Here is a 16,465-nt window from a genome sequence, read left to right as displayed (position 1 = left end):
CTAAAATAATGTTAGTAGAGTAGCTAATTGGTTGGAAAAATAAAAGTAAACTAGCCAAGCTCCAATTGCTAGAAAAGGGCCAAAAGGAATTTTTGTTCCTTTTTTCATGGCTGCTCCTGAAAAAATCGCATAGAACAATCCCATGAACGCTGCTAAAAATAAGGTAATTAAAGCACCGATTGGACCGACAAAGACTCCGATGACGGCTAGTAGCTTAATATCACCACCACCCATGCCTCCTTTACTGAAGTAGGCCAATAAGAACATAACACCAAATCCGAAAATAACGCCTAATAAAGGGTTAAAAAACCAATTTGAAGTAGGAGATATTAACAATCTTTCAAATAAGCCGATAATAAAGAAAGGTAAAAGAACAGCATTTGGGATTTTATGTTCTTCTATGTCACTTATTGTTATCGTCAGTAGTAAATAGTAAAATGTCATGGCGACAATGGTCTCAGTTGACCAAGCTAATAAGTAGCATGAAGTCATCATAACAAGCCCTGATAGAGCTTCTAATAATATATAACTGACAGGGATTTTAGTTTGACACGTACGACACTTGCCTCTTAAAAAAAGCCAAGAAAAAACTGGAATGAGTTCATATATTTTCAACGGTGTCTGACATGATGAACAATGTGACGCTGGCGTGACAATTGACTGCTTTTTAGCTGTTCTTGAACCAACTAAAATAAAAAATGACCCTAAACAACTCCCTAAAATAAACAATAATCCATAAACTAACATATAATCTGCTGTACTAATACTCATCGATTCCCTCATTTCTATTTGAAAAAAGAAGGGCTTGGTAGTCTTTTTACAGAAACTCCCCAAACCCTCATTTCATTATTAATTAATTAATTATTTTCCGCCCTCAGTAGATGTTCCTTTTTTTTCGAACAAATCTTCTCTCTTGATTGAAGCAGAATCTTCTTCTGAAAAATCAGCTTGCTTATTATCTTCTTTACCTGCTTTTAAAGTTTTAGCAGCTAGGTGAATAGTAATAACACCTTCTTCGTTTTTGGTAAACGTAATACCTGTTAAACCTGTTTCTTCAGCAAATGAAGTTGACTTAATATTTCCACTCTCTTTCAATTTATTTAAAGCAATTCCTTCTTTAGGTATACCTTTTTCTTCTTGGATATCATACAGGTTGGCTGAAGCTAACATTTGTTGGACGTTACTCACCTGAGCATCTTCACGGGTTCTTTGGATTACTTTTGATATTGACACGGCTGCAATACCGGCAATAATCGCCATAATTACCACTACTGCTAATAACTCAACTAAAGTTAAACCTTCTTCATCTTTCATGATTCGTTTCATTTTTTTCATATGTTATGCCCTCTCTTTTTTATCTTTTTTATTCTTTTGACTCGTCATTGCCTTTAGGATATAAGTCTGTTCGTTTAATTGAAGCTGACTCTTCCTCATTAAATGTCTCTTCTTTATTAGATTCCTTACCAGCTAATAAAGTTCCTTCCCCAACTTCCACCGAAATAACCCCGTGGTCATCTTTGCTAAATTTGATTTTTTCAGGATTTGTTGCAAAAGAAGTTGATTTTATCGTTCCTTCTTTCTTCAAACTGCTCAATGTCTCATTTCCTTGAAGTCCACCCTCTGTTTGAATATCATATAAATTCGCTGAGGCTAACATTTGTTGAACGTTACTCACTTGAGCATCTTCACGAGTTCTTTGGATTACTTTTGAAATAGACACGGCTGCAATACCTGCGATAATCGCCATAATAACAACTACTGCTAATAACTCGACTAAAGTTAAACCTTCCTCATCTTTCATAATGTGCTTCATTTTCTTCATATTCCTTCTTCCTTTCTGTTGGGTAAACATCTACGAAAAAAGAACACTTTATGAACAAACACTTATTATAGCTTGTTTATACTTTTCGTAAAGAGAACATGATGTTCTAATAACGAAAATAAAATAACCGTTTTTATTTTATTTTTGTTATTCGTTTACCAGTTTATTGGTTTTTTATAAAAATAATTTCCGACAAAAAAATACATTCGGAATAAAAACTGTGTCTTTTTAACACATTTTTGATTATATACAACTTTATGTCATGTTTCAATCGTGTTTTTTTCTAATTTGTTTAAAATAACATTTTTTTAATATAACACACTTTATAAACAAAGGGTTTACGACCTATTGTTATGCTATTTTCATTTAAAGTAAGATTTAAATAAAAAAAACCTCATTTTTTTATCATAANNAACTTTTACAGACGAAAACACTTAGTAAATAAAGAAATTCACTAAGTGTTTTTAAGTTTATAAATATTTTTCAATAGCTGCCCACGCTTTATCTTTTCCTTCTTTTGTTTCAGATGAAAAGACAATAAACGCATCGTTCGGGTCAAAGTTTAATTTCTTTTTAATAGCTGATTCATGTTTGTTCCATTGATTTCCCTTAATCTTATCAGCTTTTGTTGCCACTACAATAACAGGGATATTATAGTATTTTAAAAATTCATACATTTGGATATCTTCTGCTGAAGGATCATGTCTCATATCAACTAGAGATATAACTGCTTTCAGCTGTTCTCTTTGAGTGATATAAGTTTCAATCATTTCTCCCCATTTAGCACGCTCTGTTTTTGAAACTTTCGCATATCCGTAACCTGGTACATCTACAAAATGTAAGGCATCTTCAATTAAGTAGAAGTTTAATGTTTGGGTTTTCCCCGGTTTTCCAGAAGTTCTAGCCAAGTTCTTTCGATTGATTAAGGTATTAATAAATGATGATTTACCCACATTAGAACGTCCAGCTAAAGCAATTTCAGGCAATTGTGTCTTTGGGTATTGTTCTGGTTGTACGGCACTAATCACGATTTCGGCATGATGTACTTTCATATTATCGCCACTTTCTATATTTAGTCTTTCCTATCTTAACAAAAAAAAGAAGAAATGAACACTCACAGCATTCATTTCTCATTCATAATTTCGTTTAAACTACCCAATTCCAATGACAAAATACAATAATTTATCTGAATAGGTAATATTTTCATTGTCCTTGACTGTTTTATTTAGAATAGTCATTTGGTCCGTAATCATACCATCAATTCCATAAAACATCATACGAGACATAGTATCTTCATCATTTGGCGTCCAAGCATATACTGCTTTTCCTTGGGCATTAGCTGAGTCGATAAAGTTTGAATTTAAGGTTGTGTACTCTAAAGTAAAGAAATCCATATCTCCTTCAGGTGGTCCTACAACACTAAACGGCATAATATACCCCACAACAAACTCAGGCTTTTTCTCTTTCAGCTCAGCCACAATATCAAAAGATAGAGACTGGATAGTGTGTCCATGTTCAATGATATCATCACCATATTTTTTAATAAAGTTATCAATCATCTCAGGTGAGTCATCTTTAGTAGGCTTAATTTCAATCAATAATTTTTGATTAAGTTCGTTGGCTTTAGCTAAGTAATCATCAAAAGAGGCAACAGGTTCTTCTTTTCCATTTTCTTTAACAGTAAAAGTTGTTAACTCATCAAGAGTTAGTTGATTTGGTTTAACATTTTCACCCGTTAAATTCTTCATATTAAAGTCATGGAACACAACAAATTGTTGGTCTTTTGTTTCTTGGACGTCCATCTCTATGTAGTCAGGATGAGTATCTGTGCTTGTCTTAATTAAAGAATCTATCGTATTTTGAGCACCATTTTTATTATCTACTCCGCGATGCGACACTGTAATTGGTTTAACTGAGGCTGGGTTACTTAAGAACTCGGCATTAGAAGTTCCTACAACCACTACTAGTCCAATGATTAATACTACTAATCCAGTACTTTTAAGATGTTTCTGCCAGTTTGCTTGCTCCTTTGGTGTTTCTTCTTTATACCAAGATAAAGTAGCTGGTAAGAAGTTTCTTACGCCTAAATTATCAATTGTTACAAAGAAAATTCCCACAGTTGAAAAAATTAAGTTAATCAGCCATACCACTTGTAGAGCAGTCATTAGAAAAATAGCTGAACCTAATGCATATTTAGGTGCACTTGTTTCAATTAAATCTTGAACTAAAATTATCACTGTTGTCGATAACCCTGACACAATGGCAAAAGTTCCCATGACAATCACAAATTGACTAAGTATTCTTAAGAAACTACCTTTTGTTTCTTGCCAAGAAAACTTAACAGATTCTTTAAAAGGTTTATCCTTTAAAATCATTTCTGGTAGTGCAAAAATCAAACGAATGGCTATGTAGATCAATATCAAATAAAACAAAACAAATAGTGCAATAAACGCTACCCGATTTTCAAAAATCACATCTAAAATAAAGACTGGGATTTGAAATTTTGCTAGTAATTCAGAGTTGAACTTAATACCACTTAGAGGTAGCACTAAAAAGAAATAAAATAAGAAAAATAGCAATGTACCAAAACGAATTTTTTTAAGTTGTAACAACGTACCCTTTAACAACTGCTTCAATGATATTTTCTTTTTTATCTTAATAAAATACACACTCAGTAATAAAAAAGTAAATTCAAAGAAAACTGATGTTACTAATAGTAACAACATCCCAATAAGACCTAAAAAGACAAAGGGGTGCTGACTAAAAATCATACCTAAGTTATCGTATGAAATATACGCTATCCCACCTTGTCTGAGAATAAACTGAGTAGCACTAACAAGAAATGGTGTTAAGAAAAACATTAAAAATCCATGCATCAATAAAATATCAACATAAGATGATTTTGTCTCTCGAATAAACTCCCAAGTTTTTTTAAAATTATCAATCAAATACCGCATTCTAACGCCTACCTTCAAACTATTTTAAGAATAAATTATTACGTTTTCATTATATCTTAGTTTAAGCCTTTCAACAGTTATTTTCACCTTCTAGGTCAAATAAAATAAAAAATGACAAAAGAAAATTATTCCTTTCACAAGCATTTTTTCGTTCAGTAGTGAACCAATACCTTGAAATCATTGAATATTTATTTCACAAACATGATAAAAATCTTATCAAAAACCCTCTTTTTTTAAATGTAACTCACAAGCATAAGGTTCGATTAAGCTTTTCTCTTTTGTTATATTCAATGGGTATCACTGATGTATCATTTGTGATATAAATCATTTGAGAGGAAGATAATAATATGAAAGTCATCGTAGTCGGGTGTACCCATGCAGGAACATCAGCCGTTAAAAATATTTTGAAACAAGAGTCGGATGTAGAAGTTCTTGTTTACGAAAGAAATGATAACGTGTCGTTTCTATCTTGCGGGATTGCCCTTTATGTTGGTGGTGTTGTCAAAAATGCCAACGATCTTTTTTATTCAAACCCTACAGAGTTAGCGTCTCTAGGTGCAGTACTTAAAATGGAGCATGATGTGATAGCCATTGATACTGAGAACAAAACCGTTCAAGCTAAAAATCTTCAAACAGGAGAAATTGAAACAAATACTTATGACAAATTAGTTATGACAACAGGCTCTTGGCCAATTGTTCCCCCTATCTCAGGTATTGAATCAAACAATATTCAACTATGTAAAAATTTCAATCAAGCCAATGAGATTATTAATAAATCTCAAACAGCTAACAAAGTTGTTGTTGTAGGTGGTGGCTATATTGGGATTGAGTTAGTTGAAGCCTTTGTAGAATCTGGAAAAGATGTCACTCTAATTGATGGTCTCCCACGTATTTTAAATAAATACCTCGATCAATCCTTTACAGATAAATTAGAAGAAGACTTAGTCAATCGAGGCGTAACACTAGCTTTAGGCGAAAATGTTGCCTCATTTGATGCGGATACTGAAGGAAATGTGACTCATGTTCATACACCAAGTCAAACTTTTGAAGCTGACTTAGTTATTATGTGTGTTGGTTTTAGACCTTCAACAGAACTGTTAAAAGATAAAGTAGATATGTTACCAAACGGTGCTATTATTGTCGATAAATACATGAAAACAAGTAACCCTGATATTTTTGCAGCAGGAGATAGCGCTGTGGTTCATTACAATCCAACTGACTCTGTTAGCTATATTCCCTTAGCAACAAATGCTGTTAGACAAGGTTTACTAGTTGGTGCCAATATTAAAGAGGATCGCTTAGCTTATAGAGGAACTCAAGGAACGTCTGGCCTTTATCTATTTGGTTGGAAAATTGGTTCAACTGGTATGACAATTGAAAGTGCCTTAAGCCAATCGATTGATGCTGACTTCGTTTACCTGGAAGACAATTACCGTCCTGAGTTTATGCCCACAACAGAAAAAGTCATGATGCAACTTGTTTACGACAAACAAACAAAACGTATCCTTGGAGCTCAGTTAATGTCTAAATATGACATCACTCAGTCCGCAAATACGTTATCCTTAGCTATTCAAAACAAAATGACAGTCGAAGATTTAGCCTTAAGTGATTTCTTCTTCCAGCCTCACTTCGACCGTCCATGGAATTACTTAAATCTTCTTGCCCAAGAAGTATTCAATAAGTAACAGATTTAAGAACATAAGTTGGCGCTTATGTTCTTATTTTTTTAACTCCATATGTATTATAATACCATTAGAATCCTTAATTTTGAACTCGTTATCTGATTTTTCTTCAATAGTTTGCCCTGATTCAACAAGACGAGCCTTTGTTTCAACAAAATCTGAAACATTATACCAGATAATCTCATATTGACTAATACCTAGACTCTTTTCGCCTCTTTTTCTAATGGTGTCACCTAACCAATTATTCACACCAATCTGATGATGATAACCATCTTTAGCAAAGAAACGAGCGTGACCTCCTAAATCATCTGTTAAATCAAACCCTAATACATCTCTATAAAATGTTTCATTAGCTAAAAAATCACTACCTGTTAAGTGGACATGCCCCATAACCGTTCCTTCTGGTAATTTGTTTAAGCTCGTTAAACGAGCCGCCAAAACACCTTGTACATCCATCTCTTCTGTGATGCCAATAATACGACCACTTGATGTTATGTCCCACTCACTTCTATCCTTGTCACGGTATATTTCTATGCCATTACCTTCAACGTCATGTAAATACAACGCTTCACTATATCCATGATTAGCAGCTCCTTCAATTGGCGCTTTGATTTCGATTAAATGACGTAAGACACCACCTAAGTCACTTCTTGTCGATAAAAGAAAAGCTAAGTGATAAAGACCTGCTTCTTGTTGTCTTTGTTTTAGTGGCTCTAACTGCTCTAACTTAACTAATATAGTGTTTGTATCTTTAATTCCTAAAGATACTTTTTGATGACTTTCTTCTATTATATGTAGTCCAATTACCTCTTGATAAAATTCTGTTTGTTTACGTAAATCATTAACGTTTAATGTCACTGCTCCTAGAGAAATTGATTGCTTGTTTGTCATTTCTTACACCTCTTACTTTTTGTTAGTGATATTGTACTATGATTTTTCAAAAAAGAAAAATAAAAAGATTGAAAGACATTTGCTCCGTACAAATCTCTTTCATATGAAGCAAAAAAGAAGGCTAGCCTAAATGCTAGCCCCCTTTTCTTTATTCTTTTATTTCAATATCTCCATCTTCTTGACTAAATGAAATGCGTCGATGCACTTTTTTAAAGGTTTCTTGAGAGAAAGACAAACGATTATACGTAGCAATCTTTTCTGCTGCTTCAAAAACCAATATTTCGATTTTTTTAGTGAACTCCTCTAAGTCTTCAACACGACAAGGTGTGAAAGACAAGATGAAATTCGTTTCTAGATGGGATAATTTAGTCTTTCGTCCTTCGTATTTAGCCCAGTCCATCTCTGGATTTGGTGCATACCCTTTAGATACATACCACATTGATACCAAACAATGCTTCATAGATAGAGTTAAATGCTCTAAATAATTATACTCCTCTCGCTTCCAACAGCGATACAGTTCAAAGTAATCCGCATAATAACTGTGAAGTAATTGGTCGAACTCCCGTTGAGTAATAGAATAACTTAATCTTTGTGACTTTTCGCATAGTTCTTCTAATAAACCAAAGTCTTTAACAATATTAATTTCCTTCATCCAAATACTCGGTTCTAGTTCATCTACTGTGTAGATAAATAAATCCAACTTAATAAACGTATCATAATGAATAATTGAGCTTCTCTCTTCCAATTTTTCAATAAACAAGTACTGACCAATAGAACGAATAATCCCAACTTGTTTTCTCTTTAAATTAATCCCGTCTTTAACAATAATTCGGGCATCGATGTCAGAATAATTGTCCTCTGTCTTTGTTCCAATTGATCCACTAAAGAAACAACCCAAAATATCCTCATCTTCTTTGACTAAACGAATCAATCGATTCTTTAATCGATCACGATCTACAGGTAAATTTGAATCTACTAACATAAAATACAGCCCCTTCCCACTATTTATCTCATAAAAAGTAAAAAAATATCCCTTTTTTTGCCTGATTTCACAAAAAAACATATCTTTTTACGCTACAAACTGATGTCTTTTCCCCTAATCTTAGTAACCCTTGTAATAAATGAATAACTGATTCACTTAAAATCATTTGTTTTTATTTTTATTATAATATACGAAAAATAAAAACACTCTTTAAATCTCAATCTATTTATTTGTTATAACTGATTTTATCATACATTTATTATCTTGGTGTAACTTAATACCCAAAACTTGCCTAGCGTTTTCAGAAAAACATTTCACTTACATTAAATATTTCTAATTGAGACACAATGTTACAAAAAAGCTTTCTCTGTAATCAAATTAAACAAATTTCTTTACCTACGAAATATTTATCGATGGTAAAGTATGTTCTGTCGTCAGATGAGACGAAAATTTTTTAAAACAGAAGGAGATTTTTATTTTTATGAAATCACTACAGAAAATATTACTAGGAACTACTATGGCTTTAGGCTTTGGCATTTTTGGAACAACTGTACTTGCGGACACTTTATATACTGTTAAATCTGGAGATACTTTATCAACTATCTCTCAAAGCATTACAGGAGACAACAGCCTAATCAACTCAATCGCTAAAGATAACAACATTAAAAACATTGACTTAATTCATGTTGGACAAGAATTAAACATTAAAACAGATGGTCAAGCTGTAGCTGCACCAACTAACTACGTTGAGCCTACTTACCAAGAAGAAACTTACACTGAACCTGCTAACCAAGAAACTTACTCAGCTCCCGCAGAAACTTCTTCATACACTGGAAATTCATCTAGTGCTAAAGAGTGGATTGCTCAAAGAGAATCTAGTGGTAGCTATTCAGCAACAAACGGTCAATACATTGGTCGTTACCAATTATCATCTAGTTATTTAAACGGAGACTACTCTCCAGAAAATCAAGAACGTGTTGCAGATCAATACGTAGCAGATCGTTACGGTTCATGGGAAAATGCTCAATCATTTTGGATGAACAACGGTTGGTATTAAGAACTTTTAGAAGCTAATTTCGATTAGCTTCTTTTTTTGTATCCTTTATTATAATAGTTCTCCGCCTAGATGTAAACGCTTGCATTATTATTAGAATCATGGTATAAATAATGTGTAAGGAGCATATAAATTTCCAACGTTAACACAGATTAATCAATCAACTAAATGTTTTAAGTTTATATGTATCTAGGCAGTAAGAATGTAAAGGAAGTGGGAATTTGGTTCTCCTTACTAGTTACCAATAAGGTTAGCGAGTTTATGCATTCCATTTTTCAAGAAAAAGTTCTTTAATTGTTAAAGTACCAACAAAAATTGAAAGAAGAAACATCTGTTAATTTTCAAATTTGACACAGTTGCATAACAAAAAGCTCAACTATTAAGTAAACAGTAGTAACCAACTTAGTACCAACATTTATCACTCTTTTTTTCTCGCTAACCTTATTCTTTTTTAAATAAGTAATGGCTGATTCTATCCGAATCAGCCATTTTTTTCACTTAATTTTCTTTATTAGTCAGGGGATAAAAAGCCGAATGCCCCTTAATTCCTCCAGTTACTCAGAGCAAAACGACTTTTGACCCACCCTAATTTTTTATTTACTTGGTTTAAATCTTTTTAATCTTAAAGCATTTAGTAACACTGAAACAGAGCTAAAACTCATGGCTGCTGCGGCTATCATCGGATTAAGGAGTGGCCCACCAAAAAGATGTAGCACACCCATAGCAACAGGAATTCCTAAGGCATTGTATAAAAATGCCCAAAAGAGATTCTCTTTAATGTTTTTGATAGTTGAGCGACTTAATTCAATAGCTGTCGGAACATCCATTAAATCACTACGCATCAACACAATATCCGCTGACTCCATAGCAACATCAGTCCCTGATCCAATTGCAAGTCCTACATCAGCTTGAGCAAGAGCAGGCGCATCATTAATCCCGTCTCCTACCATAGCAACCTTCTTACCTTCTTTTTGTATCTTTTTAACTTCTCTGGCTTTGTCTTCTGGTAACACGTCACTTAAGATGTGGCTTAGTCCTAACTCATTCCCTATAGCTTGAGCAGTTCGTTGATTATCTCCAGTCAACATCACTACCTCTAACCCCATACGTTGAAGTTTGTTTATGGCTTCTTTACTTGTAGACTTAATCGTATCTGCCACAGCAATAATTCCTAAAATGTCAGACTCTCTTGCCACATACATTGGTGTTTTACCAGCTTCAGCGATTGTATTTGCTTGTTCTTCAAAGGTTAATAAATCAATCTCTTTTTGATTCATTAATTCTTTATTACCAATCATTAGTTGTCTATTATCAATCACTACCTCAATACCGTGCCCTGGAATGTTGTTAAACGAGCTTGTTTCTAACAGCTTTAATTCTTTTTCTTTAGCTAATTGAACCATAGCTTCACCTAGTGGATGCTCCGAATGACTTTCAGCAGAAGCAGCTAATAGTAACAATTCTTCCTCAGACACACCTTTAGCAACTAATATATCCGTTACCACTGGTTTTCCCTCTGTAATGGTTCCCGTTTTATCCAAGATAATCGTATCTAGTTGGTAGGCTGTTTCAAGGGCGTCACCACTTTTAATCAACACACCATTTTCTGCCCCCTTACCTGTTCCTACCATAATTGCTGTAGGCGTTGCTAATCCTAAGGCACAGGGACAAGCAATCACAAGAACTGAAATCGTAATACTCATTGCAAAAACGGCTGATTCTTGGCCTAAAAAATACCACGCCAAGCCAGAAAATAAGGCTAAAGTCATAACAATGGGAACAAAGATTCCTGAGACTTTGTCAGCAAGTTTAGCAATTGGTGCTTTTGAACCTTGAGCTTCTTCTACTAACTTAATAATTTGGGATAAAGTCGTGTCTCCTCCAACTTTTGTTACTTTAAATTGAAAAGAGCCATTCTTATTTAAACTTGCTCCCACCACTTCGTCTCCCACTGATTTTGTGACTGGCAAACTTTCTCCTGTTAACATGGACTCATCTACTGAGCTGCTACCCACAATAACTTGACCATCTACTGGAATTTTTTCACCAGGTTTAACCAAGATGATATCTCCAACCTTAACTTCATCTAATCCGACTTCTACTTCTTGATTTCCTTTCATTACCCGAGCTGTTTTAGGAGCCAAAGTCATGAGCTTCTTAATAGCTGCTGATGTTTTGCCTTTTGAAACAGCTTCAAAATACTTACCAAGTGTAATCAAAGTTAAAATGACACCGGCTGATTCATAGTAGAGATTCATCGCAAAATGGGGTTGGCCTAAAAACACCTGAACCGTTCCGTATAAACTATACAAAACAGCAGCACTTGTTCCCAATGCGACTAAAGAATCCATATTAGGATGACCTTTTACGAGAGATTTAAATCCAACAGTAAAAAAAGAGCGTCCTATCACAAGAACAGGAAGTGTTAAAACAAGTTGCAATACAGCAAATCGCTCTGGATAAACCATTGGGTGAATCATCTCTGGTAAAGGTAATCCCACCATATCTGCCATAGCAATATACAATAAAGGGACTGTAAAGAGGGCTGATTGCCAAAAACGTGCCCACATTTGTTCAATATGGCGTTCTTTTCTTTCTTCTGCTTGTTCTTCATTGCCCGCTACTAAAGTCGCCTCATAACCAGTCTCTTTGACTTTCTCAATAATATCTCTTGTTGAAGTTAATGATTTATCAAAAGCGACTTCTAACGTTTCCGTTCCAAAGTTGACCTGAGATTGTGTCACGCCGTTCATTTCTGCTACTGCTTTTTCTACACGACTCGCACATGTTGAACACGTCATACCACCAATATCAAAAGAAGTCATTGTAGTCGGCAAAATTAGGTTGTAACCAGCTTCTTTGACTACTTCTGCTAAACGCTTGTCATCTTCTTCACCTTCTTTAAAGGTAACCTGCAGTTTTTCAGTCGCAAAGTTCACACTCGCCTTTTCGACAATCGACACTTCTTGGACTGCTTTTTCCACACGACTCGCACATGAGCTACAACTCATACCTTCAATGTCAAATAATTTTGATTCACTCATTAGTCTCTCCTCCTTATCCCTGACACCTACATTGACCTTTTAAACAATTACAAGGTACTTCTTCAGGCGCTGTTTTTTTCTTCTTTGCTAGTATAGACTCCATTATTTCGATATCTGCTTGTGATAAGTCGTGATCTGTCATGGCTTGAATTAACAAACCACCAATTTTTCTGTGACAGATTTTATCAAATAATTCTTTTTGCGCTCCATTAACTGCTATTTCTTCTTTGACAAGGGCATAGTAGATAAATTGCTTGCCTTCTTTTCTTGTTTCTAAATAATGTTTCGTCACTAAACGTGAAAGTAATGTTTTAACAGTGGAGGGTTTCCAGTCCATTTTATTTTCTAATACATCAATAATTTCTGAACTTGTGGTTTCACCTAATGCCCAGACAACACGCATGATTTCCCACTCTGCATCTGTAATAATTTCCATTGATTGTTTCATGATAACTACCTCCTTTATTAAACTACACTTGTAGACTACAAATGTAGTTTAACTCCATTGTTTACATTTGTCAACAATAAAATTAAAAAAAGTAGATTGATGGAGGGACATCAATCTACTTTCGTTTTCATTGGTATTCTAACAATCACTGTAGTTCCTTCGCCTAAATCACTGGTTAATTTTACTGTTCCACCTAGAATTTCTGTATAGTGTTGAACAATTGATAGACCTAATCCAGATCCACCTGTGTTTCTCTGACGAGACTGACTCACACGATAAAAACGTTCAAATATTCGCTTGCGATCTTCCTCAGAAATACCAATACCAGTGTCTTCCACAGTTAGGACAAGATCTCCATCCATTTCTTTTAAGTAAATGAAAATCGAATCGCCATTGCCCGTGTATTCTACTGCATTCTCTAATAAATTTTTGACAATTAACTGAAAAGCATTTCCAGGTAATTCTGTTTGATGAGTGAGGGAACTATCAAAAGTTACTTGAATGTCTTTTTCAGTTATTTTGTACAGGTAGCGTTCTAGCTCTTCTTCCACCACATTAACCGGGTTACTCACCACTGTATCTAACAAATAGATATCTTTTTCTGTTTTGAGTAACATCATAATGTTTTGGATTAAACTCAATAAACGCTTACCTTCACTCTCAATAATTTGTATGAATTCCTCTGAAGCATTGGGATCATCTTTTGCTCCAGCTAACAAGGTTTCAGCAAAACCTATTATTGACGTTGTGGGAGTTTTTAATTCATGGGAAATATTACTAATAAAATCTTCATGGACTTGCTCAATTTGCTTCATGTCAGTCACATCATAAATGATACCAACATACTCTGTTACATTAGAATCAAGTATGCGAATAATCACATTTAAATCATGATTTTTAGGATGCTTTATGTGAATATCCCCTTGAACTTGTTCTTTTGTTTCAGCAGCTTCTTGAATCAAGCGACTCATTTTTTTGTGATTGAACCAATTTTTATAGTGCTTCGATTGTTTTGGGGAATTAAACAATTGTTCTGTCACACCATTAGCTAACACCAACTCTAACTCTTCATTTAGTATAAAAATACCAATATCCAAGTTTTCAAATAGAAAGGCAAGCTTTTCTTCATTTTGTAACTGTTTGTAATAAAGTAAATTTGTTTCATCCATTAATTCGTACACGGTTTGATACAACTCCTGCCATTCACTTGGTGCGTCGACAACGGTTTGTTTTTCATCTGGGTTTTTAATAGCATTTCGTAAAATGGGGAGAATAAACTGAATTGGTTTTTTACTTTGTCTTAAAATGTAAAAATATAAACTCAATATCACAATACTCACTAGGATTAAAGCAATCAGAACATAACGTTGAAATTGTTTTAAATGCTGTGAAACACCTGCATATTTTTCAGAAAGCCTTAGTATCCCGACTAGTTCGTTTTGATAATAAACGCCTTTAGCGACATAAATCATCTTTTCATTGACTGTAGTACTGTCACGAACAGCGTAACCTTCTGTTTGCCCATCATCTAATATTTGTTTAATTTCAGAGCGCTTTTCTCTGGTTCCTTTGGCTAATTCTTTATGGGAGCTATCATATCTTATTTGTCCTGTTTTATCTAAAATAGTCAAACGTCCCGTATTTTTGACACTATCGTCAATTTTTTCTGGATTTAGCACCAGTTCTCCTTCATCAAAAAGATAAGGTATTAGTACATCAATTTCACTACTTAACTTTTCTCTTTGCTGATTTAGCACTTCCTGTTTAAAAAAGTAGGTGGTATAAATGCCCCCACCTACTAATAAGCTTATGACTAAAGCAACTATAATTTTAGGTGTTAGTTTTTTTGATACTTGTTTCATTCTTCTAACTCCTGAAATTTATAGCCAAATCCTCTCACTGTTTTAATATATTGTGGTTTTTTAGGATCATCTTCAATTTTTTCTCTCAAATGAGAAATATGAATATCCACAGTCCTTGAAAGGTGATACATATCATCTTGCCAAATTGACGTCATCAATTCATCTCGACTGATAATCCGATTTTGACGTTCCATCAAATAAATCAATAACTCAAATTCTTTTTTCGTAAAGTTTAACTCTTCACCATTTTTTGTCACACGATAATCTTTCGGGTAAGCAATCAAATCACCGACTTCAATTGTTTCAATCGGTGCTGATTCGGGAATTTTGTCACCAGTTAGGTCTAATCGTCTTTCTACGGCACGAATACGTGCAATGAGTTCTCTTGGACTAAAGGGTTTCGTTAAATAATCATCTGCGCCTATTTCTAGACCAATAATCTTATCGACTGTTTCGTCTTTTGCTGTTAGCATTAAAATAGGTGTCACATTTTTTTCTTTACGAAGTTTTTTCGTCACATCAAAACCATTTACTTTCGGTAACATCAAATCAAGAATAATGAAATCATAGGCATTGGTTAAGGCTGCCTCAATAGCAGCCTCCCCGTCATGACAAACATCAACTTCAAAGTTTTCTTTTTCAAGATTATATTTTAAGAGTGTGGTAATAGATGGTTCATCATCCACTACTAGGATTTTTTTCATAAAAAAGCACGCCCTTTCTCAAGCATTTGTTAATTGTTTACACTATACCATAGAATGGACACGCTTTTAAATGCCTTAAACTATTTAATGTTTCCTTTCATATCACGTTCAACTTTCATGTCACTGATAGCCACATAACCTAATTCTTTGATGACATTTTCTTGAACGTCTTTGCTCTTCATGTACTCAACAAAATCTAATACTTCTTTTTTAGCGTCTTTTTGAGTGTACATATGCTCATAAGCCCAGATTTTCCATTTGTTATCTACAACATTTTCGTATTTTGGTTCTACGCCATCAATGCTTAATCCTGTTAATGAATCATCAATGTAAGAGAATGCTAAGTAACTAATAGCTCCTGGTGTTTCAGCAACGATTTTTTTAACTGTTCCAGATGAATCTTGTTCTTGACCTTTAGCAGCTTTCTCGCCATCTAATGCCCATGTTTCAAATGTTGCACGAGTTCCACTACCTTCAGCACGGTTGATTAATTGAATCTCTAAATCTTTACCGCCTACTTCTTTCCAGTTAGTCACTTTACCAGTGAAAATATCTTTTAATTGTTGGCTAGTGATATCTTTAACGCCTGCTTCCTTGTTAACAACAGGAGCAATACCAATCACTGCAATTTTGTGATCATCTATTTTACTTGAATCAATACCATCTTTTTCTTCTGCGTACACATCTGAGTTACCAATATCCACAGCTCCTGTTGATACTTGAGTCAGACCAGTACCGCTACCGCCACCTTGAACTGTGATTGAGTAGTTAGGATTATCTGTCATGTAAATTTCTGCTACTTTTTCTGCTAATGGTTGAATCGCAGTTGATCCTACCGCAGTAATTGAAACTTGTTCTGTTTTAGCTCCTGATTCTTTTTTGCTTTCGCCTGTTGAAGAAGCAGAATCTTTTGTGCCATTACCTCCACCACATGCTGCTAATGTAAATAAAACTCCGACAGTAGTTAATGACAATAATATTTTTTTCATAGTTGTGAAAATCTCCTTTGTTTGTTTTGA

14 protein-coding genes are annotated in these 16,465 nt (G+C 34.2%); 2 read left to right on the top strand and 12 right to left on the bottom strand.

Annotation, left to right across the window (positions count from 1 at the left end):
• The 5 genes from DOK76_RS02280 to DOK76_RS02260 form a co-directional block, all read right to left on the bottom strand.
• Entirely contained in the window at positions 1-771 is a 771-nt protein-coding gene (locus DOK76_RS02280) for a prepilin peptidase (protein WP_206964692.1), read from the bottom strand.
• Positions 772-861: 90 nt separating this feature from the next.
• Positions 862-1,335, bottom strand: coding sequence for a pilus assembly FimT family protein (locus DOK76_RS02275; protein ID WP_206964691.1), 474 nt, complete (start codon positions 1,333-1,335; stop codon positions 862-864).
• 28 nt (positions 1,336-1,363) lie between these two features.
• On the bottom strand, positions 1,364-1,822 hold the full coding sequence (locus DOK76_RS02270; RefSeq protein WP_242542176.1) for a prepilin-type N-terminal cleavage/methylation domain-containing protein: 459 nt from the start codon (positions 1,820-1,822) through the stop codon (positions 1,364-1,366).
• Between the two features lie 470 nt (positions 1,823-2,292).
• On the bottom strand, positions 2,293-2,874 hold the full coding sequence (yihA, locus tag DOK76_RS02265; protein ID WP_206964689.1) for a ribosome biogenesis GTP-binding protein YihA/YsxC: 582 nt from the start codon (positions 2,872-2,874) through the stop codon (positions 2,293-2,295).
• A gap of 99 nt (positions 2,875-2,973) precedes the next feature.
• Positions 2,974-4,779 (bottom strand): glycerophosphoryl diester phosphodiesterase membrane domain-containing protein, encoded by a 1,806-nt coding sequence (locus DOK76_RS02260; protein WP_206964688.1) that lies wholly within the window; start codon positions 4,777-4,779, stop codon positions 2,974-2,976.
• A 347-nt stretch (positions 4,780-5,126) separates the two neighbouring features.
• On the opposite strand from DOK76_RS02260, the gene DOK76_RS02255 reads away from it, so the two are divergent.
• Entirely contained in the window at positions 5,127-6,464 is a 1,338-nt protein-coding gene (locus DOK76_RS02255) for an FAD-dependent oxidoreductase (protein ID WP_206964686.1), read from the top strand.
• A 33-nt stretch (positions 6,465-6,497) separates the two neighbouring features.
• On the opposite strand, the gene DOK76_RS02250 is transcribed toward DOK76_RS02255, so the two are convergent.
• On the bottom strand, positions 6,498-7,352 hold the full coding sequence (locus tag DOK76_RS02250; RefSeq protein ID WP_206964684.1) for a VOC family protein: 855 nt from the start codon (positions 7,350-7,352) through the stop codon (positions 6,498-6,500).
• Positions 7,353-7,500: 148 nt separating this feature from the next.
• On the bottom strand, positions 7,501-8,334 hold the full coding sequence (locus DOK76_RS02245) for a hypothetical protein (RefSeq protein ID WP_206964682.1): 834 nt from the start codon (positions 8,332-8,334) through the stop codon (positions 7,501-7,503).
• 481 nt (positions 8,335-8,815) lie between these two features.
• Here DOK76_RS02245 and apf point away from each other — a divergent pair, with 481 nt between their 5' ends.
• Positions 8,816-9,391: an aggregation-promoting factor gene (gene apf / locus DOK76_RS02240; protein ID WP_206964681.1), complete on the top strand. Its 576-nt coding sequence runs from the start codon at positions 8,816-8,818 to the stop codon at positions 9,389-9,391.
• A 590-nt stretch (positions 9,392-9,981) separates the two neighbouring features.
• Here apf and DOK76_RS02235 read toward each other — a convergent pair.
• The 5 genes from DOK76_RS02235 to DOK76_RS02215 form a co-directional block, all read right to left on the bottom strand.
• The gene (locus tag DOK76_RS02235; protein ID WP_206964680.1) at positions 9,982-12,432 is read right to left on the bottom strand and encodes a heavy metal translocating P-type ATPase; all 2,451 of its coding nucleotides are present in this window, start codon (positions 12,430-12,432) and stop codon (positions 9,982-9,984) included.
• Between the two features lie 13 nt (positions 12,433-12,445).
• A complete protein-coding gene (locus tag DOK76_RS02230) occupies positions 12,446-12,880 on the bottom strand; it encodes a CopY/TcrY family copper transport repressor (RefSeq protein WP_206964679.1) in 435 nt (144 codons plus the stop codon).
• A 110-nt stretch (positions 12,881-12,990) separates the two neighbouring features.
• Positions 12,991-14,742, bottom strand: coding sequence for an ATP-binding protein (locus DOK76_RS02225; protein WP_206964678.1), 1,752 nt, complete (start codon positions 14,740-14,742; stop codon positions 12,991-12,993).
• Positions 14,739-15,446 (bottom strand): response regulator transcription factor, encoded by a 708-nt coding sequence (locus tag DOK76_RS02220; RefSeq protein ID WP_206964677.1) that lies wholly within the window; start codon positions 15,444-15,446, stop codon positions 14,739-14,741. The genes DOK76_RS02225 and DOK76_RS02220 overlap by 4 nt, the downstream gene beginning before the upstream one ends.
• Positions 15,447-15,526: 80 nt before the next feature.
• Positions 15,527-16,435, bottom strand: a complete 909-nt coding sequence (locus tag DOK76_RS02215) for a phosphate ABC transporter substrate-binding protein PstS family protein (RefSeq protein ID WP_206964675.1) — start codon at positions 16,433-16,435, stop codon at positions 15,527-15,529.
• Between the last annotated feature and the right edge of the window lie 30 nt (positions 16,436-16,465).

This window comes from Candidatus Vagococcus giribetii, assembly GCF_017316185.1.
GTDB classification, from domain to species: Bacteria; Bacillota; Bacilli; order Lactobacillales; family Vagococcaceae; genus Vagococcus; species Vagococcus giribetii.
This window is presented reverse-complemented; position numbering and strand designations above follow the sequence as displayed.

Coding starts and splice junctions, on each gene's coding strand:
- DOK76_RS02280 (WP_206964692.1), bottom strand. CDS start 771: ATGAGTATTAGTACAGCAGATTATATGTTAGTTTATGGATTATTGTTT.
- DOK76_RS02275 (WP_206964691.1), bottom strand. CDS start 1,335: ATGAAAAAAATGAAACGAATCATGAAAGATGAAGAAGGTTTAACTTTA.
- DOK76_RS02270 (WP_242542176.1), bottom strand. CDS start 1,822: ATGAAGAAAATGAAGCACATTATGAAAGATGAGGAAGGTTTAACTTTA.
- yihA (WP_206964689.1), bottom strand. CDS start 2,874: ATGAAAGTACATCATGCCGAAATCGTGATTAGTGCCGTACAACCAGAA.
- DOK76_RS02260 (WP_206964688.1), bottom strand. CDS start 4,779: ATGCGGTATTTGATTGATAATTTTAAAAAAACTTGGGAGTTTATTCGA.
- DOK76_RS02255 (WP_206964686.1), top strand. CDS start 5,127: ATGAAAGTCATCGTAGTCGGGTGTACCCATGCAGGAACATCAGCCGTT.
- DOK76_RS02250 (WP_206964684.1), bottom strand. CDS start 7,352: ATGACAAACAAGCAATCAATTTCTCTAGGAGCAGTGACATTAAACGTT.
- DOK76_RS02245 (WP_206964682.1), bottom strand. CDS start 8,334: ATGTTAGTAGATTCAAATTTACCTGTAGATCGTGATCGATTAAAGAAT.
- apf (WP_206964681.1), top strand. CDS start 8,816: ATGAAATCACTACAGAAAATATTACTAGGAACTACTATGGCTTTAGGC.
- DOK76_RS02235 (WP_206964680.1), bottom strand. CDS start 12,432: ATGAGTGAATCAAAATTATTTGACATTGAAGGTATGAGTTGTAGCTCA.
- DOK76_RS02230 (WP_206964679.1), bottom strand. CDS start 12,880: ATGAAACAATCAATGGAAATTATTACAGATGCAGAGTGGGAAATCATG.
- DOK76_RS02225 (WP_206964678.1), bottom strand. CDS start 14,742: ATGAAACAAGTATCAAAAAAACTAACACCTAAAATTATAGTTGCTTTA.
- DOK76_RS02220 (WP_206964677.1), bottom strand. CDS start 15,446: ATGAAAAAAATCCTAGTAGTGGATGATGAACCATCTATTACCACACTC.
- DOK76_RS02215 (WP_206964675.1), bottom strand. CDS start 16,435: ATGAAAAAAATATTATTGTCATTAACTACTGTCGGAGTTTTATTTACA.